Annotated in this window: 20 protein-coding genes and 1 pseudogene; 17 read left to right on the top strand and 4 right to left on the bottom strand. The window is 36.4% G+C overall.

Annotation, left to right across the window (positions count from 1 at the left end; translation table 11 throughout):
* The first annotated feature begins 70 nt into the window (after positions 1 to 70).
* Both ACMGGO_RS00135 and ACMGGO_RS00140 read left to right on the top strand, forming a co-directional pair.
* Positions 71 to 628 carry an NAD(P)H-dependent oxidoreductase gene (locus tag ACMGGO_RS00135; RefSeq protein ID WP_420281481.1) on the top strand — a complete coding sequence of 186 codons (558 nt, stop codon included), beginning with the start codon at positions 71 to 73 and terminating at the stop codon, positions 626 to 628.
* 168 nt (positions 629 to 796) lie between these two features.
* Entirely contained in the window at positions 797 to 1156 is a 360-nt protein-coding gene (locus tag ACMGGO_RS00140) for a winged helix-turn-helix transcriptional regulator (protein WP_420281482.1), read from the top strand.
* Between the two features lie 64 nt (positions 1157 to 1220).
* Here the strand turns inward: ACMGGO_RS00140 and ACMGGO_RS00145 are convergent, their stop codons facing one another.
* Complete coding sequence (locus ACMGGO_RS00145) at positions 1221 to 1748, bottom strand: NAD(P)H-dependent oxidoreductase (RefSeq protein ID WP_420281483.1); 528 nt, start codon at positions 1746 to 1748, stop codon at positions 1221 to 1223.
* A gap of 402 nt (positions 1749 to 2150) precedes the next feature.
* Here ACMGGO_RS00145 and ACMGGO_RS00150 point away from each other — a divergent pair, with 402 nt between their 5' ends.
* Both ACMGGO_RS00150 and ACMGGO_RS00155 read left to right on the top strand, forming a co-directional pair.
* Positions 2151 to 2279: a hypothetical protein gene (locus tag ACMGGO_RS00150; protein ID WP_420281484.1), complete on the top strand. Its 129-nt coding sequence runs from the start codon at positions 2151 to 2153 to the stop codon at positions 2277 to 2279.
* Between the two features lie 17 nt (positions 2280 to 2296).
* Positions 2297 to 3611, top strand: a pseudogene (locus ACMGGO_RS00155) (hypothetical protein).
* 60 nt (positions 3612 to 3671) lie between these two features.
* On the opposite strand, the gene ACMGGO_RS00160 reads toward ACMGGO_RS00155, so the two are convergent.
* Positions 3672 to 6464: an S-layer homology domain-containing protein gene (locus tag ACMGGO_RS00160; RefSeq protein WP_420281485.1), complete on the bottom strand. Its 2793-nt coding sequence runs from the start codon at positions 6462 to 6464 to the stop codon at positions 3672 to 3674.
* Positions 6465 to 6894: 430 nt separating this feature from the next.
* A complete protein-coding gene (locus ACMGGO_RS00165; RefSeq protein ID WP_420282310.1) occupies positions 6895 to 7107 on the bottom strand; it encodes a TOBE-like domain-containing protein in 213 nt (70 codons plus the stop codon).
* Between ACMGGO_RS00165 and ACMGGO_RS00170 the strand changes: the two genes are divergently transcribed.
* Positions 7102 to 7230: a hypothetical protein gene (locus ACMGGO_RS00170; protein ID WP_420282335.1), complete on the top strand. Its 129-nt coding sequence runs from the start codon at positions 7102 to 7104 to the stop codon at positions 7228 to 7230. The two genes, ACMGGO_RS00165 and ACMGGO_RS00170, sit on opposite strands and share 6 nt — an antisense overlap.
* Positions 7231 to 8040: 810 nt before the next feature.
* Positions 8041 to 8805 (top strand): SDR family oxidoreductase, encoded by a 765-nt coding sequence (locus ACMGGO_RS00175; RefSeq protein WP_259950450.1) that lies wholly within the window; start codon positions 8041 to 8043, stop codon positions 8803 to 8805.
* A 248-nt stretch (positions 8806 to 9053) separates the two neighbouring features.
* On the opposite strand, the gene ACMGGO_RS00180 is transcribed toward ACMGGO_RS00175, so the two are convergent.
* The gene (locus ACMGGO_RS00180) at positions 9054 to 9308 is read right to left on the bottom strand and encodes a GlsB/YeaQ/YmgE family stress response membrane protein (protein ID WP_016991561.1); all 255 of its coding nucleotides are present in this window, start codon (positions 9306 to 9308) and stop codon (positions 9054 to 9056) included.
* A gap of 607 nt (positions 9309 to 9915) precedes the next feature.
* On the opposite strand from ACMGGO_RS00180, the gene ACMGGO_RS00185 reads away from it, so the two are divergent.
* The 11 genes from ACMGGO_RS00185 (at position 9916) to ACMGGO_RS00235 (ending at position 22992) form a co-directional block, all read left to right on the top strand.
* Positions 9916 to 11505 carry a sensor histidine kinase gene (locus ACMGGO_RS00185; protein WP_279496402.1) on the top strand — a complete coding sequence of 530 codons (1590 nt, stop codon included), beginning with the start codon at positions 9916 to 9918 and terminating at the stop codon, positions 11503 to 11505.
* 111 nt (positions 11506 to 11616) lie between these two features.
* On the top strand, positions 11617 to 12294 hold the full coding sequence (locus tag ACMGGO_RS00190; protein WP_112116865.1) for a response regulator: 678 nt from the start codon (positions 11617 to 11619) through the stop codon (positions 12292 to 12294).
* Positions 12295 to 12333: 39 nt separating this feature from the next.
* A complete protein-coding gene (locus tag ACMGGO_RS00195) occupies positions 12334 to 13293 on the top strand; it encodes a tripartite tricarboxylate transporter substrate binding protein (RefSeq protein ID WP_048393944.1) in 960 nt (319 codons plus the stop codon).
* Between the two features lie 328 nt (positions 13294 to 13621).
* A complete protein-coding gene (locus ACMGGO_RS00200; RefSeq protein WP_054549726.1) occupies positions 13622 to 14914 on the top strand; it encodes a CitMHS family transporter in 1293 nt (430 codons plus the stop codon).
* Between the two features lie 272 nt (positions 14915 to 15186).
* A complete protein-coding gene (locus tag ACMGGO_RS00205) occupies positions 15187 to 15675 on the top strand; it encodes a VOC family protein (RefSeq protein ID WP_420281486.1) in 489 nt (162 codons plus the stop codon).
* Positions 15676 to 15999: 324 nt separating this feature from the next.
* Positions 16000 to 16992, top strand: a complete 993-nt coding sequence (locus ACMGGO_RS00210; protein ID WP_420281487.1) for an ABC transporter substrate-binding protein — start codon at positions 16000 to 16002, stop codon at positions 16990 to 16992.
* A 132-nt stretch (positions 16993 to 17124) separates the two neighbouring features.
* Positions 17125 to 18795, top strand: a complete 1671-nt coding sequence (locus ACMGGO_RS00215; RefSeq protein ID WP_315059520.1) for a helix-turn-helix domain-containing protein — start codon at positions 17125 to 17127, stop codon at positions 18793 to 18795.
* A gap of 165 nt (positions 18796 to 18960) precedes the next feature.
* The gene (locus ACMGGO_RS00220) at positions 18961 to 19650 is read left to right on the top strand and encodes a stalk domain-containing protein (RefSeq protein WP_420281488.1); all 690 of its coding nucleotides are present in this window, start codon (positions 18961 to 18963) and stop codon (positions 19648 to 19650) included.
* A 213-nt stretch (positions 19651 to 19863) separates the two neighbouring features.
* Complete coding sequence (locus tag ACMGGO_RS00225; protein ID WP_420282311.1) at positions 19864 to 21222, top strand: TraB/GumN family protein; 1359 nt, start codon at positions 19864 to 19866, stop codon at positions 21220 to 21222.
* A gap of 183 nt (positions 21223 to 21405) precedes the next feature.
* Positions 21406 to 22359 (top strand): sugar kinase, encoded by a 954-nt coding sequence (locus ACMGGO_RS00230; RefSeq protein WP_269898009.1) that lies wholly within the window; start codon positions 21406 to 21408, stop codon positions 22357 to 22359.
* Positions 22360 to 22371: 12 nt separating this feature from the next.
* A complete protein-coding gene (locus tag ACMGGO_RS00235; RefSeq protein ID WP_048393953.1) occupies positions 22372 to 22992 on the top strand; it encodes a bifunctional 2-keto-4-hydroxyglutarate aldolase/2-keto-3-deoxy-6-phosphogluconate aldolase in 621 nt (206 codons plus the stop codon).
* Positions 22993 to 23000 lie beyond the last annotated feature (8 nt).

Below are 23000 nucleotides of genomic sequence, written 5' to 3' on the forward strand. Positions count from 1 at the left end.
AATGTAAAAATTGTTTTATATGTATAAATATAAGTATTATTTCAGAAAAAATTAACATAGGAGGATTACAATGAAGAATATTTTAGTTATTAATGCACATGAATATCATGATACGGCCAAAGGACAATTAAATAGAACTTTAACAGAAAGAATGGTGGATAAATTAAGCCCTTTTTATAATTTAAAAAAGACAATTGTTCAAAATGGTTATGAAATTAAAGAGGAACAAGAAAAGTTTTTGTGGGCTGACGTTATTATTTTTCAAACACCCATTTATTGGTTTAGCTATCCTGCTGCATTTAAAAAATATATTGACTCTGTATATGAACATGGAGTTTTTTATAAAAGTGCAGATACCTATGGTACAGGAGGATTACTAAAAGGTAAAAAATACATGCTTTCTGTTACATGGGCAGCACACGAAAAGGTTTTCACTTCCCCTCTTGATGAACCTTTCTTTGAAGGTAAGAAGTTGGACGATGTCCTTATAGCAATGCATAAACCACATCAATTTATAGGTTTAAAGCCATTAAAAACACTTTCTAATCACTCAGTTGCACAACCTGATATGGGAAAAATATTATATCATACTGATAGACATTTAGAAGAAATATTTTCTGTATCATAATATTGAAATGCATATAAACAAGGCAGTTGGATTAAATATTGCAAAGGTAAGTATCCGCCGTAATATAAAAAGCCAATCAAGGGATTGTTATTATTCATAAGGAAAAACCTGGATTAATTAAGCTTATAGTTATCTATTTCATATCCTTACAAAAGGAGCGAGTAATTTGTGCGAAAAACATGTGTTCCGACTGGCGTAGAACTAAAAAGCACTGATTTTGGATATACGTTATCCTTAATAGATGGTAAATATAAAATGATTATTTTGTATTGGTTGTCTGAAAATAAGGTTATTAGGTTCAATGAGCTGAAGCGATGTATTGGGATTATTTCCTTTAAAACACTAAGTGTTATGTTAAAAGAGCTTGAGGAAGATGGTCTTATTATACGCAACGAATTTCCCCAAATACCTCCAAAAGTTGAATATTCATTATCTGAACGTGGTTGTTCACTTATACCATTGTTAGATATGATGTGCGAGTGGGGGGAGAAAAATAGTTTTCAAGCTCAAGAAGATGCAACAAAATAGGCATAGTGTAAAAAAGAAGTACCTTCTAATCAAGAAGGTACTTCATTTTTTAGCTATTATACCATTACATATTATCAATGAAATTAAGATAATCTTTAGTACTTTTTTCTATTTGACTTACAGATGGCTCAAATTCTGCCCCATAAAACGCAAAGAACGAACGATAATCTGCTTCACAATAGATAGCTGTCATCTCAAAAGGAAGCAATACTTGTTCAAGTGTATAACGGTATCTTCCAGATTCTCTATAATCTATATTTTTAATCCCAGCAGATACCCCTAAAGCAACTCTGCGATTCTTTAATTTATCTCCTTTTGAACCATAAGCCCATCCATAAACAAAGACATCATCCAGCCACTTTTTTAAGAGAGGAGGACAGTTGAACCAATATACAGGAAATTGTAAAACAAGGTTCCCATGAGTTTCAACCAATTTTTGTTCTTTTTCCACATCTATGTTCCCATCAGGATAAACCTTATACAATTCGTGCACAGTATATTTTTCTGGATATTTTTTTAATTCTTCTACCCATCGCTTATTAAGAACGGATGTTTCTAAGTTTGGGTGTGTTACGATAACAAGAGTTTTCAATGTTTCTTCCTCCTTAGACTGAATTAATTTTTATTATAAAGTCCAAGCTAAAACAATGTAAGTACGCACTTTTAGTACAGGTACTTACATAAGGGTAAGTGTTGAATCAGTCATAAAATTTTTTTTATAAGGGGGACCAGCTAACCTATTATCCGCAAAGTAGAAAGCTGCATTATCTGGGTCACCGTGTGTAATACGAGAAGAACGTGTACTAAGTCACTTTTAAATTATTCAAGAAAAGGGCGCATTTCTTTAATAAGGAATGCGCTTTTCACCATTAAAGGGCCATTTAATTGAATAATACCTTAAAAGAAAATCAGGTCTTCATGTTGAGATTTAAGAAAAGTGCAACGGGGAGTTTCTTAAGGGGCTGTCATTTATGTTTGTGGAGATGAAAAATCTATGGCAGCGGATGTGGATGCCATCATTCACCGTGTGATCGAGCAACAAGGGCAAAAAACGTCAGAGGAAGCGAAAGTCTTTGTCAATGAACTAAAACAACAGAACCGCTATCAACGTGACGTTTATTAATAAAGGAGCGATTAACAATGACAGGAAAAATAATTTTACCTCCACAGCCTGGAAACCCAAGTGATGTAGTTCGTATTAAGAGCGAAAGTAATTATCTACGTGGAACGCTAGAGCGTACGATGAATGATCCATTAAGCTCAGGAATTCCAGAGGATGATAATCGTCTAATGAAATTCCATGGTAGTTACCTACAAGATGACCGTGATCTTCGTAATGAAAGGCAACTCTTCAAAAACTAGAGCCAGCTTATCAATTTATGGTACGAGTACGTACACCAGGTGGAGCAGATACACCAGCTCAATGGCTAGTAATGGATGAAATGGCAAGAAAGTATGGCAATGGCTCCTTAAAATTAACAACACGTCAAGCATTTCAAGTACATGGTATTTTAAAACGGAATGTCAAAAAATATATGCAGGAAATGAATGATGTATTATTGGATTCACTTGCTGCATGTGGGGATGGAAACCATAATGTTTGTAGATAGTCAGGATGAAGAAATTGAACCTATATATGGATCGCTGTGTTTGCCGCGTAAATTTAAAATTGGTATTGCTATCCTCCAAGTAATGATGTGGACGTATTTTCACAAGATATAGGCTTTATTGCCATTGCTGAGGATGGCAAATTAGTAGGCTTTAATGTGGCAGTTGGTGGTGGAATGGGAATGACACACGGAGATCATGAAACATACCCGCAGCTTGCTCGAATTATCGGTTTTATCACACCAGATAAACTATTGGAAACAGTGGAGAAAATTATTACGATTCAGCGCGATTATGGAAATCGCTCCGTACGTAAAAATGCACGCTTTAAATATACAATTGATGCACGGGGACTTGAATGGTTTAACGAAGAACTAACGCGTCGCTTAGGCTGGGACATTCAAGACGCACGTCCTTTTACCTTTGAACGTACAGGTGATGGGTTTGGTTGGATTAAAGGGGCAGAGGGGAAATGGCATTATACGTTGTTTATTTCAAAATAGCCGCATTAAAGACTTTGACGATTATCAGCTGTTAACAGGATTACGTGAAATAGCTAAAGTGCATACAGGTGATTTCCGTTTAACGCCAAACCAGAATTTAATGATTGGTAATGTAACACCGCACAGGAAAATATAATATGTATCTAGGGGCAAGCTTTACAGGCAATCGACTCAATAAAATATATCGTGAAAATATAGGTGAAGAGGAGATGCTAGCAGAGTTGCGTCCAATTCTTCTGCACTTTGCCAAAGAACGGTTAGAGGGTGAACATTTCGGAGATTTTGTGATTCGTGCGGGTTATGTAACAGCATTCTATGATGGAAGAGAGTTTCACCAACAATAAGAGATTAAAAAATAATATACGCTACAAAGTCTAGTCAAAGACTTTGTAGCGTATTTCAAATTATAGGTTCAGTGCCCGATACATAAACGCCACGAATTGTGCTCGTGTCACTGGTTCATCGGGTTTGAAGTTACCATTATCGCCTAATGCGATAGCAGAATCGGCGAGTGCGCATATATAGTCATAGCTCCAATGCGTGGCAGGAACATCTTGGAATGTACTTGTTCCTCCAGGTGTTAAACCAAATGCAAGTACAAGAATCTTTGCCATTTGAGCCCGTGTCATCGGTGCGTTTGGATTAAATGCACCGTTTGATCCATCTACGATACCGGCTTGTTGAAGTTTCGTTATAGAATCATAGTATGGATGGTTTTGGGGTACATCACTAAATGGCGTAGCTTCACGTTTAGTTGTTAGCTCGAATGCACGTGCAAATATGACCGCAATATGTTGTCTTGTTATTGATTCATTAGGTCGGAACGTGCCATCTGGATAACCCATGATAATACCACGCTCCGCAATGACCTCAATCATATCCCTTGCCCAATTGTTAGAAATATCAGTGAAGCGGTAATTTGGTGTCGTTCCTTTAGGTTGCTCTGGTTCTTTAGTTGTTGGTAAAGCTGGTTCCGTTTTTGGCGGTTCAACGGGTATAGGTATTGGATTCGGCTCAGGATTTTGAATATTACCACCACCTGAAGTACTGTTCAATATCCATTTTGCGTACAAAGTGATCCGTTCCGTTACAATGTCTTTTGCAAAATCCCATGCATTTGTAAAAGCTGCATCTTTGTACCAACCTCCGAATGTATAACCCACTTTATTAGTTACTGGCTCTTTTAAAGTTGTATTATACAAAACGCTTTGATCGGTTACAATACTTCCACCGTTTGACTCGAAGGATACCGTATAGCTATTAGCTGATGGGGGAGTAGATGTTGTTAACGATAGAACTTTGACGTTTTGCATAAGATTACTCTTTTGATCTTCTGTTACTAAATAAATACTGTATTTCATTGATTCTTGCAGTCCTGATAGGCTAATTTTTTCTTCTTTATTTCCTGCCATAGCAACATTTCCTTGCAGGTTGGCAGAGAGTAAGTTTCCTAATGCATCTGTTCCTGCCTTAACCTGTGCAGCAGTTGGAGCTGTTCCGTTAGAGAGAACCGTGTAATAGATGTGACCTGGTTCATTTATTTTAAGAAGCACCTCGGCAGTAGTCTCTCCGATTATCCCAAACTTGGGATAATTTTGTATAAAGTAGGGTGCGGTTTGATCCACATCCACCTGCATACTTTGTGCCTGCTCCACGTTACCCGCATTGTCTTCGCTCCAAGCCTTTAATACAAATGTTCCATCTGTTTGAAAGTCGACAATATTCCCAGATTCTACATTACCATTATCAATCTGGTAAAAAGTCTGCTTTACGCCGGACAGGGTGTCTGTTGCAGTTAGTGTCAGCCTCGTAGTACCGTTTGACAAAAGGACAGGCGGTGCTATTGTCGTCATTGGTGCAGTGCGATCAATCTTAATCCCACTCACCGTTGCATTCGAGCTGTTTCCAGCATTATCGCTCACGCTTGTCGTCACAAATAAATTGTCACCTTCTCCTGTAATAATGTTGTTGCTTGGTGAAGTAGATGGATCAATTCCTGAAAGCGCATCAGAGACTATCCAGCTTATAACTACATCCCCATTGTACCAGCCAGCAGAATTAGGGGGCATAGTTGCCTCTCCATTAATAATTGGAGGTGTACGATCAATTTTAATTCTTACCGTTTCGGTCGCACTATTTTCAGCCTTGTCTTTCACAGTTCCCGTTACTTGCAGATTGTCACCTTCAGTGGTTAGAGTTTGATCGCTAGGTATCGTCATAGGATCAATTCCAGAAGCATTATCATTTACCGTCCAGCGTACAGTTACATCACTGTTGTTCCATCCTGCTGCGTTTGGTTGAGGTGTCATTGTGCCCGTAATTGTAGGTGCTATCGTATCCTTCACGACATTGACTGTATATGTTTTCTTTTCAGAACAATCTCCTTTGATAACAGTGAAATCAATCGTGCTTATCCCCTCATTCACAGAAATTGTATAAGGAATTCCACTTATTCTCGGACTTCCGTTAATCTCCAAATATGAATCCGCGGGGGTCTCTACTATTGGTGTCAGCGTAATAGTAGATGTACTTGGAAGAGTGATGACCAAGTATTTTAAGTTGTCTAAATCACTTTCAGAACGGAGTACATTGTCCGCTATTGTTAAGCTGCTCAAATTTGCTGTAGCCCTGTTTGGATCTCCTTTACTCATATACAGTCTTAATTTCATGTTTTCCCCATCGCTGATCTTGGGTACAGCATCCTTTTCTACATAAAAGAGTCCGTCCATATAATCTTTTGCTGAAACAGACAGCATAGTTACGAGATTGTTTCCACTAGCCTGATAGACTTTGACTGCATATTTCTGTCCAGCGACAAGCGAAACTGGAGTCTGAAAATGTATGGTTCTCCAACCAGTGCCTTGTATCATACTGCTTGACTGAGCGATTACCGTTCCAGGTGATAAATCACCTGCGGATAGGGATAATAAATCGACCCATACCTCGCTTCCCGCAAGTTCATGTTGCAAATAAATTTCCAAAGAGGTTAAATTAGCCGTATGTTCCGCTGTAAAAGTTTGTGTTAGGCTATCAAAATAACCGAGATTCAAACTACTATAATTTGAGTTGGATTGATCCCCGATGGCTACACATGGATTTGAAGATGCAGATACAGTTGTAATAGGTCCAGATAGTAGCATGAATAAAAGTATTATCGATGCTAATAACGGTGCCATAATTTGCTTGATTCGTTCCATTTTGTCCTCCTCCTTTTGTCAGAGTATTGTAAGTGATTGCCCACGAATATATTTGATATAGTGAGCAGAATGGTTTCCCGGAACTATAGATCATAGTCTTCTACATTTTCAATAATAAGGGAAGGTTTACGTGGTTATTTAAAAGGGTGTTCGGTTATTTGTTCAGGCAGCATTTATTGTATACTTGCATTCACGAAAATTGATTACTTTACTGCCAAGATTAATTTTTAACATTTTCATTTCCTTTTATTGAAGTTGTAAAATCGATTGTCTATTACTATAGATGAGTAAGGTTAAAATTAGGTTAAATAAATAGTAAAATAGGAAAATTAAGTTGAAAGAACCTATATAATTGCTACTCATAAAAAATAAGCCTACTCTTAGTAAAAAGAGCGGCTTGAAAGTAAGCTACATTTAGATGGAGAAATCTTCAGGGATAAAGACTTTGCTGCTTTGGTTTTACAAATACTTGATCACCGATTTTAAGTTCTAGGGACAGAAATTGTTCTTTTGACAATTCGGCTTCTAGAAATTCGCCGATATCCTCACAGTGTAACTCAATTTGTACAATTGGACCAAGTAAATGAATATGATTTATTTTGACAGGAACTGTACCCGGAACAGTGGTTTTTTCAATTTGAATATCTTAGAAGAACTGGATATTCAAGAACTTGAAAATATGATACCTTCTTCCTTTGCAGAAAATGAACAAAAATGGCTTAATGATGCGATGGAATACTATATGAAACAAGAAAAAATGAAATAGATGTTAATGAGCTATACTTTCAAACTATAGTTGGTCTATCTTTTTAAAGCAACAGATTTAACCCTTTAAAAGTAGCGTCACTAATTAACAAAAAATTGTTCTTAATACGATGCACTAACGTGATACTTTAGTGCATCAAGAATTATTACGTATACAAAATAAACAACCTAATTAATAACCGTTCCAAAATGAAAGTTTGAAATCACCAAAAAGCCATAAATGTTGTTAAATCATCGTTTCATGACTTTTCCTATGATATTATTTATACAGCTTTTTATGTACGCTAGTAGAAAGCTATTAACAGTAATGGTTTAGAGGTATTACTGAATAAAATCATGCATATTCTTTGGCGGTGAATACCTGCATTTTTTAATCGTTCCTATATTTTAACTACAGGGTCTTTAGTTGAAAAACCATCTTCAACAATCGGGCGCGATTGTGGAGCAACATAGGTAGAAAACAATCAAACTTTTTTATAAAAACCTAGCTTAAAACTGCTAAAGAGGTATCCCTTTTGATCAATCTTTTTTTAAAAGGGATTCTTCTTATTTATCATAAAATAAGGGTTTGCGAGGTATTTTTGCTCAAACTTTATTCCAAACCTACATGTGTTGGTGATTTTAAATAAAGTCATACCGTTTGTAAAAAAATTACACCATTTTACCCCTTTGGATACTATTAATCTAAAGGGGTGTTTTTATCCATAACGAAACACTCCTTGAAACCGAATAGGAGAGCAACATTTCAAATAATGTCCCTTGATATAATTCTCTATGTAATCTAACTATGTTTGAACAAGGAGATGGAAGCATGGGTAAGTTAACAGGCAAAATCGCTTTAGTTACAGGATCAAGTCGAGGAATTGGCCGCAGTATTGCATTGCGTCTGGCACAAGAGGGAGCCTTTGTCGTCGTTCATTATGGGAAAAGACGTACTGAGGCAGAAGCAGTTGTTCACCAGATCGAACAAAGCGGAGGAAATGCTTTGGCGATTGGTGCTGACCTTAGTACACTAGATGGTATTCAAGACTTATTTACTACTTTGGATGATACTATTCGGGAATATATGGGTGGTTGCGGATTCGATATTCTTGTCAACAATGCTGGAATTGGTCAAATTATCAGTTTAGAAGAGACGACGGAGGTATCATTTGACGAGGTAATGAAGATAAATGTTAAAGCACCACTTTTTGTTACTCAGCAAGCTTTGCCACGTTTAAAAGATGGGGGACGTATTATTAATATTTCATCTTTTGTGACACGTGCAGCTTCACCAAGTGTCTTCACGTACAGTATGTCCAAAGGTGCAATCGACACGTTTACGCGTCTTCTAGCCAAACAACTAGGGAGCCGGAATATTACGGTAAACGCCATCCAGCCTGGAATTATTAATACAGAGATGAATGCTGAGACTTTGAAAAACCTTGATGGACAAAAATATGCGGCTGGTCTTTCAATTTTCAACAGATGGGGAGAACCCGGGGATGTGGCAGATATTGCCGCCTTTCTTGCTTCATCAGACAGCCGTTGGGTAACTGGTCAATTGCTCGATGCAAGTGGAGGATCACATCTATAGAACATTAATTATCAAGCTTTGTATGGCATAATCCTCCTCAATCAGGCGCTATTGTTGTATAGGCTGTTCTGTTCTTCTTGAATTCACGAAGCGGAGGATTGTTAAGTTAATTAAAAACAAAGTAAAAGCGGTCCTCCACAGATATGATGTGGAAGGCCGCTTTTTTGTTATAAGCACAGTCACCATTTATTATTGGTTACATCTGATTCACTTAATCGTATAGTAATAGATTAAGAGATCTATTTAGCTTACGAAGCATTACGCAATGATTTCAGAATTAAACTCAAAATGAAAACTAGTATAATTGCTCCAATGAGGGCAGGGAAGATATAGAAATCAGAAATTTTAGGACCCCAACTTCCAAGAAGCATACCACCTATCCATGCTCCGATAATACCTGCAATAATATTACCAATAATTCCACCTGGGATATCTTTACCCAAAATTATACCTGCAAGCCAACCGATAAGCCCGCCAATTATTAAAAACCAAATGAAACTCATACTATCCATCTCCTATTTTGTATTTTAAATATTTTGTTATAGTGTTTTATAACCTTTTTTGAACTCTTTCAAACTATAAGGAGGGAAAAAATAAAAATTAGGGGAAGTTTCAAGGGAGATATCAGACATTGGCGCATTTCTGTAATAAGAGGAGCATCTTTATTTTAATGATAGTAATAAATTCATGTTTATTCTATTTTCATCCTGAACGCCGAAATCCAATATCAAATCACAAGTTTATTTTGACCAAGAATTACAAAATGGAGACTTAGCGTATAAGCATGGATTAACAACAGGACTTTTCCTGATGTGTCTATAAGATTTTATTATTGATTTACATAAACCTTCCACCGATTTTGGTGGAAGAATTTTATGCATTCTAAAATTCCTTTGAAATATAGTATAATCTAGAAATTAAGCTGGATTCAAACTAGGTTTTCCTCTGATATTTAGTAAGTTCTTATGATTTTTCTAGTTAAGACAATCATAACAGTCAAATTACCATGAGCTAAGTTATATTCTCTTAAATATGGCAACAAAGGGATTTAAATAAAAGTAGGATGAAAGTTATATGAATTATACTAGTTGAAAAGGGTGAAGGTTAAGTATATTGAACAAAAAAAAGATACCATTACAAACAAAAATATTGGGACTGATTAGCACGTTAATTCTTTTTATTGTTTTTCTGCTCGCCAGTATATTTGCTTATTTACAATATGTCGATGCAAGGACTCAAGTTAAACAATTGGCATTGCAAACGGCTATGACAATCTCTCTTATGCCAGAACTTAAAGAATCCATTGGGAAAAGTGATTTAGAGCTACGTTTTCGTCCAATTGCTGAGCAAGTAATAGATCAGGTAAATGCAGAAAATATTATTATTGAAGATCGGGAGAAGATTATTTATTCGCACAGAAGCCCAAGTCAGGTTGGTCAGAAGAGTTTTGATCATACAAATAATTATGGGTTAATATTTGGTGGTTCTAATAATTTTGAATTGGAACGAGAGAGTGGTTCTGTTTTAATAGGAAAGGTTCCTATCATAGCAGACAATAGAGAATATACTCGTGTAATTGGGACCGTAGCGGTTGAATACGCAGAAAAAGAAATCTTTCAAAATATTTATAAACGAATTAAGTCCATTCTCATTGCTTCTCTAATTGTTTTAATTTTAGGAATCATTGGTGGTATTTTTTTAACCAAAAGTATTAGAAAAGATACTATGGGATTGGAACCGCATGAAATCTCCTCACTATATAGAGAAAGAAGTGCCATTCTGTTATCAGTAAAGGAAGGAATCATTGCAATCGATCAAAAGGGTTTCTTAACCTTAATCAATCATTCTGCTAGTTCAATGTTGAACCTCAAGGATGAATCCTCTATTGGTGAACATATTCAATTTGTCTTACCAGCAATTAATATCGATCATGTATTACAGAAAGGTAAGCCCATTCATAATGTAGAGATATTAATTAATGATAAAGTATTTATTTTTAATTTTATTCCCATTATCGAAAATGAAAAGATTATGGGTGTGGTTTCTAGTTTTCGTGATAAAACGGAGCTTAAAAAGCTTATTGATACGATCACAGAGGTTCGCGCATATTCTGAGGGACTTCGTGCGCAAACGCATGAGTACTCAAATAAACTTTACTTATTATCAGGATTAATCCAATTAGAGAGATATCAGGATGCGTTTGAATTTATACAAAAGGAGTCAGCCAATCACCAACACCAAAACCGAATCCTATTTAATCAAATTCAAGATATAAATGTTCAAGCTATATTATTAGGGAAACTGGGCAATGCATCGGAAAAGAAGATTGCCTTTGAAATTGATCCTGATAGTTATGTAGATGTCTTACCAAGTCACATTGAAATCACGGATATCATCACAATCATTGGAAATCTTATTGATAATGCATTTGATGCCGTAGCCGATCGAAAAGAGAGAAGGGTGTCTTTCTCAATTACAGGAATTGGGAGTGATATCATTATAGAAGTAGCAGATAATGGAAAGGGAATTGCTGAAGATATGTTAGATTTTATATTTGATTTACGTAGTTCATCTAAAGGAAAAAATAGGGGGTACGGTTTATTTAATGTTAAACAAATTGTAGAATCTTTAGGTGGAACAGTAGAAGTAAAAAATGACAAACACGGTGGGGCCATTTTCACGGTATTCCTACCGAAATAATGAAGCTTACTCAATGAGATAATCTATAGTACTACTGATGTTGGAGGTACTTCCCTTTAAGTTGGGTTTCTAAATGTCAGCACAGGGAGATAAAAGAAGGAGAGGGGAAAAATGATTAAGGTTGTCATTGCGGAAGATGATTTTCGTATTGCACAAGTGCAAGAACAGTTTTTGCATAAAGTACCAGATGTAAAGGTTGTTCAGAAGGCATTGAATGCAAAGGAAACGATGGACATACTAGAGAAATATGAAGTTGACTTGCTTTTTTTGGATATCTATATGCCCGATGATCTTGGAACAAATTTGTTAGCAAAAATTCGCGATCATTATCCATCAATCGATATTATTATAGTGACTGCTGCAACAGAAAAAACGATGTTGGAGACGGCAGTTAGATATGGTGTGAGTAACTATTTGTTGAAGCCTGTGACAATGGAGAAATTTGTTGAAGCGGTGGAAGAATATAAAAAAAAGAAAAAACTTCTAAGTCATCGTGATGAGGTCGACCAAACATTGATTGATCAATACTTTGGTGTTGCCAATCAATTGTCCTCATCTCAAAAAGACTTGCCTTCAGGTGTTGATCGTCATACTTTAGAAAAAGTGAAAGAGGTAATGAAGGAACTAAAAGGTGGTATTTCCATCGAGGAGATGGGTGAACAAATCGGTGCATCTCGAACAACTGCTAGAAGGTATTTAGAGTTTCTTGTTTCAATTGATGTCTGTACGGCAAAACATGAATATGGAGTTGTTGGAAGGCCTGAGAGGAAATATTACTATAAAGAATAACAACAAGGTTAACTTAAAAATAAGGACAAGGGATGAACAATGAGAAAAAAAATAATGTTTATTTTCGTGCTTGTTGTCATGCTTTGCTTTGGTTGTTCACAAGATGAGGGGCATGAAGCAATAACAGATACAGTAACATTCATTGCCCCAAGCTCTATTGGTGGAGGTTGGGACAAAACAGCAAGAGCCATACAGGATATTTTACTGAGTAACAATTTGATTGATGAGGATATTCATGTACTGAATAAAATAGGTGCTGGTGGAGAGCTAGGATGGAAATATACTAAACAACAAAAAAAACATGTGCTAGCAATGAATTCAAGCTTACTCATTACCAATCATTTGTTGGGGCAAAGTAAGCTAACCTACAAAGATTTTACACCCATTGCCACTTTGGCTACAGAATGGAATGTCGTAATTGTCTCCAAGGATTCAGAAATAAAAAGTGCAAAAGGTTTAATGGAAGAGCTCAAAGAAACACCTCAAGCGTATAAAATAGGAGTTTCTCCGAGATTAGGCAATGATGATCAAATTTCTTTTGTATTAGCGAGTAAACAGGCAGGAGTGCATCCTGAAAAACTAGATTTTTTAGTTTATGAGAATAGTGATGAAGTTGTTGATGCATTATTAAAAAAGCAAATAGATGTGGCAACGATGACTTTGTCCGAGGCTAAAAAATATTATGATTTGAATCAGGTACAATTGCTTGTCATTTCCTCGGAGAAACGTTTAAAGGAGCTCCCAGAAATTCCTACATGGAAGGAAGAGGGAATAGATGTAGTTTTTAAACACTGGCGCGGTATTATGGGACCACCTAATATGTCAAAAAAGGAAATCGAATTTTGGGAGACGACATTTGCAAAAATGGTCAAAACTAAAGAATGGAAACAAACTTTGCAGACGTATATGTGGGAAGATTTTTATATGAACAGTAGAGATACATCTAGATTTCTTGATGATGAAAATAAGAAATATGAGAAATTATTGGAGATTTACTGAGTAAATTTATTCTTATTATGCATAGTAATATATTTGCTTTATTAGGTTGACTATTGAGATCTATGTGTTTTCCTTTCTATCGTCTTATACGATGTTGGAGAGAATACATAGTCCAAGGTTAGCCTCTTTTTTTGTTTATCAAAAATAGACAGGTATACAATGCTTTTCGTGAACAAAATGTACAAAATAGCTATAAAGAAATTAATAAACATTAATTTGTAAACGATTACATTTGGTCGATGTTAATTTATTATAAGGTGTAATATTCGGAAAATTAGTTATTTAACGAATTAATAAATAACTTCACGAAGCATTTGGGGGGAGTATTATGCTAGCAATTTTAGGTTTTTTAATGATAATAGTATTTATGATTTTGATTATGACGGGCCGTCTTACAGCAATGATTGCATTAATTGTAGTGCCAATTACGTTCGCAGTTATTGGTGGATTCGGAAGTGAAATGGGACCTATGATGTTGGATGGGATTAAAAGTGTCGCTCCAACAGGGATTATGATTTTATTTGCAATTCTTTTCTTTGGTATTTTGATCGATGCTGGTGTATTTGATCCAATCATTAAAACGATTCTTAGGCTAGTAAAAGGGGATCCTGTAAAAATTGCTATCGGAACAGCCGTATTAGCCCTTTTTATTTCTTTAGATGGTGATGGTACGACAACATACATGATTACTATTTCTGCCTTTCTACCGCTTTATAAAAGAATTGGCATGCGACCAATTGTATTAGCTGGTATTGCCGTTTCAGCTTCGGGTGTGATGAACCTTCTACCTTGGGGAGGACCAACAGCAAGGGTTATGACAGCCTTGAATCTGGAAATGTCTGAGGTTTTTACACCAGTGATTCCAGCGATGATTGGCGGGGCTATCTTTGTTCTGTTCATGGCATTTACGTTCGGAAGACAGGAAAGAAAGCGGATTGGTATTATAGAATATGATTATGAAGCGGCAGCTCAGTCTGCTGCTACAGTCGAAGATGACTATTTGAAACGTCCAAAACTAATTATCTTTAACTATACTTTGACAATTGTTCTTTTAGTAGCGTTAATTATGGAGTTATTACCACCTGTTGCATTATTCATGCTTGGTTTTGCGATTGCGATTACTGTAAACTATCCAAAATTGAAAGATCAGAAGGAACGTGTTGCGAATTATGCTGACAATGCATTATCTGTTGTTTCTATGGTTTTTGCAGCTGGGATATTTACAGGCATTCTTTCAGGTACATCAATGGTAGATGCGATGGCAAACTCAGTGATTCATTATATTCCAGATGCAATGGGTTCTCATTTTGCGGTTGTTACAGCCATTCTCAGCGCACCTTTTACATTTTTTATGTCTAATGATGCTTTTTACTATGGAGTACTGCCGTTACTTGCAAAGGCAGGAGCAGTTTATGGCATTGATCCAGCCCTAATCGGTAGAGCTTCTCTTTTAGGTATGCCAGTACACCTTCTAAGTCCGCTTGTTCCCTCTACGTATTTATTAGTAGGAATGGTTGGAGAGGATTTCGGAACACTACAACGTATCTTCTTAAAGTGGGCATTCGGTTCTACAATTGTCATGATTATTGTCTGTGTAGTGTTGGGGATTTTCCCCCTTTAAAAGCCACGGTTCATGGGGTGAAAAAGATTACCTAGTAAAAATCCTTTATTTATAAATGTAAGAGAAGCCTATTTTAATGGGCTTCTTTTTTTCTATTCTTATTCGAGTACCCGCCATAAATTAAAAATTGTTTAGAAGGATGTTTCAGATAGGGGTTTTAAAGCGTTTTTATTCGTAAAAAGGACAATCATCATATACGATAAAAATAATTAAGACTTAGGATTCTGCAATTAAAAAGAAATTATTCAAATAGGAGAAAGGTGGTTTGAAATATGAAAATCCGTAAGATTGACCATGTGGGGATAATCGTCAATGATCTTCCTGCAGCGAAAGCATTTTTTCTTGACTTTGGCCTTGAGGTGTTAGGGGAAGGAAAAGTGGAGGGTGAATGGGTGAAGAGGATGGAGCGGGTAATAGGGCTTCAAGATATAAAAGAGGACGTTGCAAAATTGCGAACGTCAGATAGTGACGCAAATATAGAAATAGTAATGCTGCGAACGCCAGACGGTGAGACGAATATTGAACTAGTAAAATTTAACGCGCCATCAAATGAAATAGGCATCCAGCATCCTTTAGCAAATACTTTGGGTATCCAGCATATTGCCTTCAATGTTCAAGATATTGAAGCCCTCGTTAACAAATTGACAAAGAAGGGCGCAGAACTTATTAGTGACATTTATAGGTACGAAAACGCCTATAAATTATGCTATGTTCGTGGGCCAGAAGGAATTATTTTAGAGCTCGCTGAAGAAATCAAATAGAATAGTAATCAACAGCTTGTTAATATGAAAAGAAACCACTGAAATGGTTTCTTTTTTTCTATAGGGAGCTAATACTTATGCTTACATTTCACCATTTTCTCTCTTGAGATTCTAAATTGATCATATAGTCGAAATAGAATAAACCCTAAAATGAATAATTCTTCACTAAAAAAAACCAAAAGGCTTTCATAATCCTGATTATTGACATTTATCCAAATAAATTATTGCGTTTTTTTCATTGTTTCGCCCTTTCATAAAATCTATAATAACTCTGTAAATGATAATCATTTTCAATTAAAGATAAATCTGAAAGGGGCAACAAATATGAAGCAGTATATTGGAAAGCGAATTATACTATGGGGGAGTTTCCTCCTGTTGTTATTGATATTAGCGGCATGTAGTTCTAATGGCAACACATCTGATGCGCAGAAAAAGGAAAACGAGAAAATAACTCAATCTGATGTGAAAGCAGAGGAAAGTGAGTCAACTGTTCAATATACAACGATTACAGGTGAACAGGTTGAAATACCTGCAAATCCAAAACGAGTCGTTTATATTGGTCAGACAATTGGTGATTTCTTGGCGATGGATATTCCGGTTGTTGGTAATAATCTTCCTAAAGATTCTCCTAGTTACTATGAAGGCAAACTTGAAGGGATCGTTGATATTGGTAATCCTGCTGACTTAGAGACGATTTTGACTTTAAAACCTGATTTGATTATTAATGGCTATTACAAGGCGGATCCAAATCTTAATGAAGAATTGTCAAAAATCGCTACTACGATTCCCTTTAATCCTGCTCTTCCTTATACAGAACGAGTAAAAGAGATGGGGAATATCCTAGATAAGCAGGAAGAAGTAGCTCAATTGCTTGCTAAGTTTGAAACAGAGTCTAAAGAAATGTTTGACAAGTTTCAATTAACAGAAGGGGAAACCGCAACAGTTTTCTATCAGCTAGGAAAGACGCTTTATGTTATGGGTGATCGTAGCCTAGGTGCTATTATTTATGGGAAAAATGGCTTTGCTGTCCCACCAGCAGTACAAAAGAATATTATTGATGTAGAAGGGGTATCTTTCCTAGAGGTTTCAGAAGAGGTGCTTCCTGAGTTTGCTGGTGATCATTTGTTTGTAATTGTACAAGAGGATAGTGAAAGTGAAGCAGAAGCTGATCGGCTGCTACAAAGCCCGATATGGGGAACTTTGCCTGCTGTCAAAAAGGGAAAAGTTTATGTTGTTCCTAATGAATGGAATACAGATAATTTATTAGCTTTGAAGCAATTGTTCCAAAAGCTACCAGAGTGGATGCGCAAACAGTAAAAATTGTATCCGTCCAATCAATTTTTAAACCGCTAGTATTCTAAATAGCACATACTCGAACAATCGATAGTGGGTCATTATATGTTACAATTATGATAATGAGAATCATTTTCAGTGTTTGGAGAGTTGCTTATGAATCTGACATCCTTATATATTAGACTACAACACTATGATCGATTTCAAGTTGATCGATTAATGTCAGCTACTAGCCATAATGAGGGAATAAATAATCATGAAACAAATTTATGCACATTATTGATAGCACTCAGTCCTGCCATACGACTGTATGTAGACAAAATGGCAATCGATCTACGACAAGGAAGCTGTACGCTCATTTTGCCTATACAAAGCTACACGGTAGAGTCAAGTAACAAAGAGGCACAGCTTGCTCGCTTTACCTTTGAAACCTTTGAAGTAGAAGGAATGACTTTGAACCGAATTGCTCATCCACCCCTGCTTCATGGTTATCCCTATCATCTGTTGTTTTCTCAAGTCAAGCAGGTATTAGGAAATGAAGCATCGAACAATAATCAATTTTGTTCCTCTCTATCCACATTAGAAATGGCCATGTTGCAAGGTAGACTTCAGCAAATACTAGCTATGATGGTTCAGTTAGATGAACAAGCTAACCAGTTACAGCACGAAGAAAAGACAAAATTGGTTCAACAAACTGTACAGTACATAGAACAGCACTATGATGAGGACTTGACAGTTGAACAATTAGCTAACATGGCTGGAATGGTAAGATGGCAATATAGTCAAAAGTTTAAAATATTGACCGGTAAAAAGCCGACGGATTATTTGACTCATGTACGTATAAACCAGGCAAAAAAAATTCTAAGTAATTCAACTGAGCCATTGAGAAAAATAGCTCGACAAATTGGGTTTAAGGATGAATATTATTTTAGTCGATGCTTTCATAAATTAACCGGAAACACCCCACGTGAATATGCAAACATTCAACTTCATACTCCAGAAAGAACAGTTATCGATTCATTTGGTAGAAAGATTCATGTTCCTAAAGATGCAACACGTATTGTGACTGATGGCAAATTTACACTTGGGGAATTACTTGTTCTAGGCATACCTCCTATAGGGGCGGCCATCTCAATCATGAAAGATAACGTGGTTTATCACAATAAATTAAGGAACATTCATAGTATTGGGCATTGGGTAGATCCGGATAAAATCGCACAGCTGCAGCCAGAGTTATTATTGCTTAGCTATTTTCATCCTGAACATGATTTGCAGAAACTAGATGCGATTGCTCCTACTATTATACTGAATAGCAAGTTTAGTCTATTTGAGCGGTTACGATATATCGCTAAACTATTTGAACGGAGTAAAGCGGCAGAGAAGTGGATTTCTACATATGAGAACAAAGTAAGATTGGTACGTAGGCAATTAGCAGATGTTTATGTTGCTGGGGAGACGGCTACTGTTTATCTCAAATTAGATACTAAATATTATGTTATGTGTCAGACTGGATTGGCTGCAAGCTTGTATGAATCTCTTGGCTTTCGTCCTACTCCTCAGGTAATGCAGCTAATCGAGCAAGGGCAAGCATGGATAGAAATTCAGCAGCATCAAATAAATCACTATGCTGGAGAGCGTAATTTTATTTTGGCTTCCCCCAAAGAATTACTAACGATTACTTACTGCCCACAAATCGCCACGTTAATTGAGCTTGCTCCTGGTAAGACTCATTTCATAGATTTTACATGGAATCATTGTGATCCCATTACACGTGAACGGTTATTAGAGGTTCTACCGTCTATTTTTAAGAAGAAAGTTATTCGATAATTAAAAAGTAAAACTCGATCCATTAATTGGATTGAGTTTTTGCCATTAACCGTATAATTGCTCACAAATAAATTTAAAAAATATCCTGATATAAAAATCTTTAAAGGTTGTATGAAATTTCTGGTATAATTACATATATCTATGTTTATTTTAAGGAGTGATTTTATGAAAAAGCTATTTATAATAACTAGTTACTTAGGGTTTTTTATAGTAGGAGGTTTGACTTTTACCTACTTTTCAACAACGGAAGCAGCAAGTGACATGAAAAAGATTAGCGTGTTTCAGGATCCAATTAATTATTATGTAGATAAGGTTGAGAAAGTACCGCCAGAAGGTCAATCTGGATTTAATTATCAAGGCACGATATATGTCCCAATGCGATTTATTGCTGAATCTTTAGGTGAAAAAGTAACATGGGATGGGAAAACAAAATCCGTTTATATTGGTGATGTTCCAAAATTCATCGCTTTAAAAGATGTAAAAATTGGAAGTGATGAAGACCACTTCTTCCACAATCCAAGCTCTGTCATTATTAGTACAGGTGAAAAATTTGAGCGATCCTATCAGCTTGGTGGTTATCATGGGGGAGGCGCAGTTCAAGACCATACAGTGGAATACTTAGCCAATGGAAATTACAAGGGATTCGAAACCTATTTGGCACCAATTAAAAAATTAGCAGCTAATTCCTTCGGAATAGGTTTCATGAAAATTTACGCAGATGGGAAATTAGTTTATGATAGTGGAGCAATCAAAGATAAGGTAAAGGTTCATGTTAATTTAGATGGAGTTTCAAAAGTGAAGTTTGAACTTGAAGGCAGTGGTTTAGGTATATTAGATCCTAAATTTATTCAATAAACCTTCTCTACTAATAAACGAAAAAGACGATGACATAATAATTTGTCATCGTCTTATTAAATTTGACCTCTTCATAACTATTTCAAAATAGAGAAATGTCAATACATATTTGTCAATATTTACACTTTTACTTATAAAATAGTTGGATAGTATATGGTATAATTTCATACGATACTTATACATAAAATAGGAAAAGGGAGAGAAAAGAATTTGATGAAAAAGATGATGAAACGAACGAGTGCAGCGTTGCTTGGTGCCTCATTAATGCTGACGACAGTTGTCCCTGTGATTCATGCTGAAGAGCAAACAACACCCCTATTACCGTCGATAAGCGAATGGGCAATAGAAACATTAAATGAGGGCGAAAAATACGGGATTTACTCAACTGAATGGTACTTCGATGGTTTTCTTCAGGAAATTCCAGTGGACAAAGTAAATGAACTACTAGCTTTAACAGAAAAGAAGGTTGCCTCTCTAGGTTTAGCTGAAAATAAACAATACGAACCAGTAAGTGTGAAAAACGATAATACACGTGGTGATATTGTCAATCGCTTGTATAATATTGTAGCACGGTATGATTTACCTGTTGGTACAGATGCTGTTCAATTTATGAAAGAGCAAAATATATTACAAGGCTCTCCCAATGGACTTCAGTTAGAGAAAAAGGCAACCACTCAACAGGCTGTTTTGCTAGCTGTTCGTTTCATTCAGAGTACATATGCACTTGCAGAGCAAGGCTCTAAAGGGGTGGCCTGGGTAGTAGAGGACGAGGATACGCTTATCTACTTATTAGGCTCTATTCATTTAGGAACACCAGACTTATATCCATTCGATAAAAAATTAGTAACGGCATTTGATGAATCTGATGCACTGCTAGTAGAGGCGAATATCTTGGATACGGAAGCACTTGAATACTATTCAGAGAAAGCAATGTATACAGATGGCTCAACATTGAAAGATGCTGTTGCACCAGAAACATATGCGAAGCTTGAACAAGTGGCAAAGCTTTATGATCTGCCAATGGACCAGCTAACAGTTCAAAAGCCGTGGATGCTTTCGAGTGCATTATCGATGCTAGCTATGGACGATTCCTTTGGTATGACACCTCAAGAGATGGCTATGCACGGTATCGATGTCTACTTTTTATTAAATGCACAGTTGCAGCAAAAGCCAGTGATTGAATTAGAAGGTACAAGAGCACAGGTTGATATGTTTGAAGGATTATCACCAGATGCACAGGAGCAGTCATTAGTCGCTGTACTGGATAGTATCATTCATCCAGCGGAAGAAAATCAATCTGAAGTACTTCAAGAGTGGTTTACAAGCTGGAAGCAAGGAAATGTTGAAGAGTTTGCAAAAAGCTTCCAAGCAATGGAAGGTACATCATCTGAATTTAATGAAATGCTATTTGGTCTACGTGATGAAAAAATGGCCAAGAAAATCATGAATGTACTGGAAGAAAAAGAAGGTAAGTACTTTGTTGTTGTTGGTTCAGGTCACTTCCTAATCGATAAAAATATTCGCTATCATTTAGAGAAAAACGGCTACAAGGTAAAGCCATTTTATCAATAAAATAGATTGCCCTCGTAAAAGGATAGATTATTTTCTGTCTTTTACGAGGTTTTTTTATGCATGTAAGACAATAATGGTCATTTGACCCTAACAATCTAAATAATCGGATTATTGTTGCAACGTAAAAAAAATCGTGTTAGTATTAGTAAAACGTTTTACTAAAACGTTTTACTTGTGAAGGGGATGAACATATTGAGAAATAAACGAATTGCAACGATTGGGGATGCAATGGTCGTTTTTAATCCATCTAAGACAGGTCCTCTACGTTTCGTTCCTTCCTTTGAGCGAGCTGTGGGTGGTGCAGAATTAAATTTTGCGATAGGTGTTACGCGTTTAGATATGGAAGCAAAATGGATTAGTTGTATTGGAGACGATGAATTTGGCAAATTAATTTATAACTTTGCGCGTGGTGAAGGGATTGATGTATCACATGTCTTACGAACACCACATATTCCAACGTCTATCTACTTTAAGGAGATTCGGGAAGACGGTGCAGGTAAATCGTTTTACTACCGCAACCCATCACCTTTACTTGAGCTGACAGAAGATCGTATAGATGAGTCAGTACTGGATGATGTGGACCTATTACATATTAGCGGCGTGTATTTAGCAGTATGTGAACATAACATTGAAGTTGCATTGAAATTAATTGCTTTAGCACAGGCGAAAAATATTCCAATATCTTTTGATCCAAATTTACGTTTAAAACTATGGACTATAGAAGATGCCCGAGCGGTATACGAAAAAGTGTATCCATCTATCAATCTTCTGTTAACAGGACAGGATGAATTTGAGCTTTTATTTGAAGGGCGTACAGTGAAAGACGTTCAAGAGAGTTATAAAATAGATGAAATTATTGTGAAAAAAGGTGAACAAGGCGCCACGGTTTATACAGCCACTGAACAGTACGATCGAGAAGCATTTTCCGTTCGTGCCATTGATACAGTTGGAGCAGGGGATGCATTTGATGCTGCCTATGTCTATAGCTATTTAAATGGTGATGATATCGTAGAACGCCTCCGTTTAGCTAATGGAGCAGGTGCATTGGTAGCAACAATTAAAGGAGATAATGAAGGGCTTCCATCCCTGCAAGAATTAAGGCAATTTATTGGTGATGAAAAACTAATTGAGCGTTAGGAGTTGTCAGGAATGCAAAAAATCGAAATTTTGAAAGCGTTGTCAGATGCAAAAATTGTAGCTGTTATTCGTGGGGATTCACCTGAAGAAGCGACGGAAATTTCAAAAGGTGCTATCTCAGGTGGCATTCGAGCAATCGAAATAACGTATACAACGCCTTTTGTTGAAGAAACTTTTAAAGCATTACGCAATAGCGATGCAATAATTGGAGCTGGCACAGTTTTGGATGTTGAAACTGCACGCCATGCGATTTTAAACGGTGCCAAATTTGTTGTTAGTCCAAGCTATAACGCTGCAATTGCAAGGCTTTGCAATCGCTATAGCATTCCATATTTACCAGGCTGTATGACCATTACAGAAATGGTGACAGCACTTGAAGGTGGAAGTGACATTATTAAACTATTCCCGGGAAATCAATTTGAACCAAACTTTATTAAAGCCGTTAAAGGGCCTCTACCACATATCACAATTATGCCTACAGGTGGTGTTGGTTTGGCTAATATGAATGAATGGTTAGAAGCAGGCGCAGTTGCAGTTGGGATTGGAAGTGATTTAAATAAAGCATTTGTAAAAGATGGCTATGCAGGTGTAGTGGAACGTGCCAAAGCATATATCGAAAATCTATCAAACTAGGAGGTAAT

The sequence above is a fragment of the Lysinibacillus sp. BNK-21 genome (genome assembly GCF_048684915.1).
GTDB lineage: Bacteria > Bacillota > Bacilli > Bacillales_A > Planococcaceae > Lysinibacillus > Lysinibacillus capsici.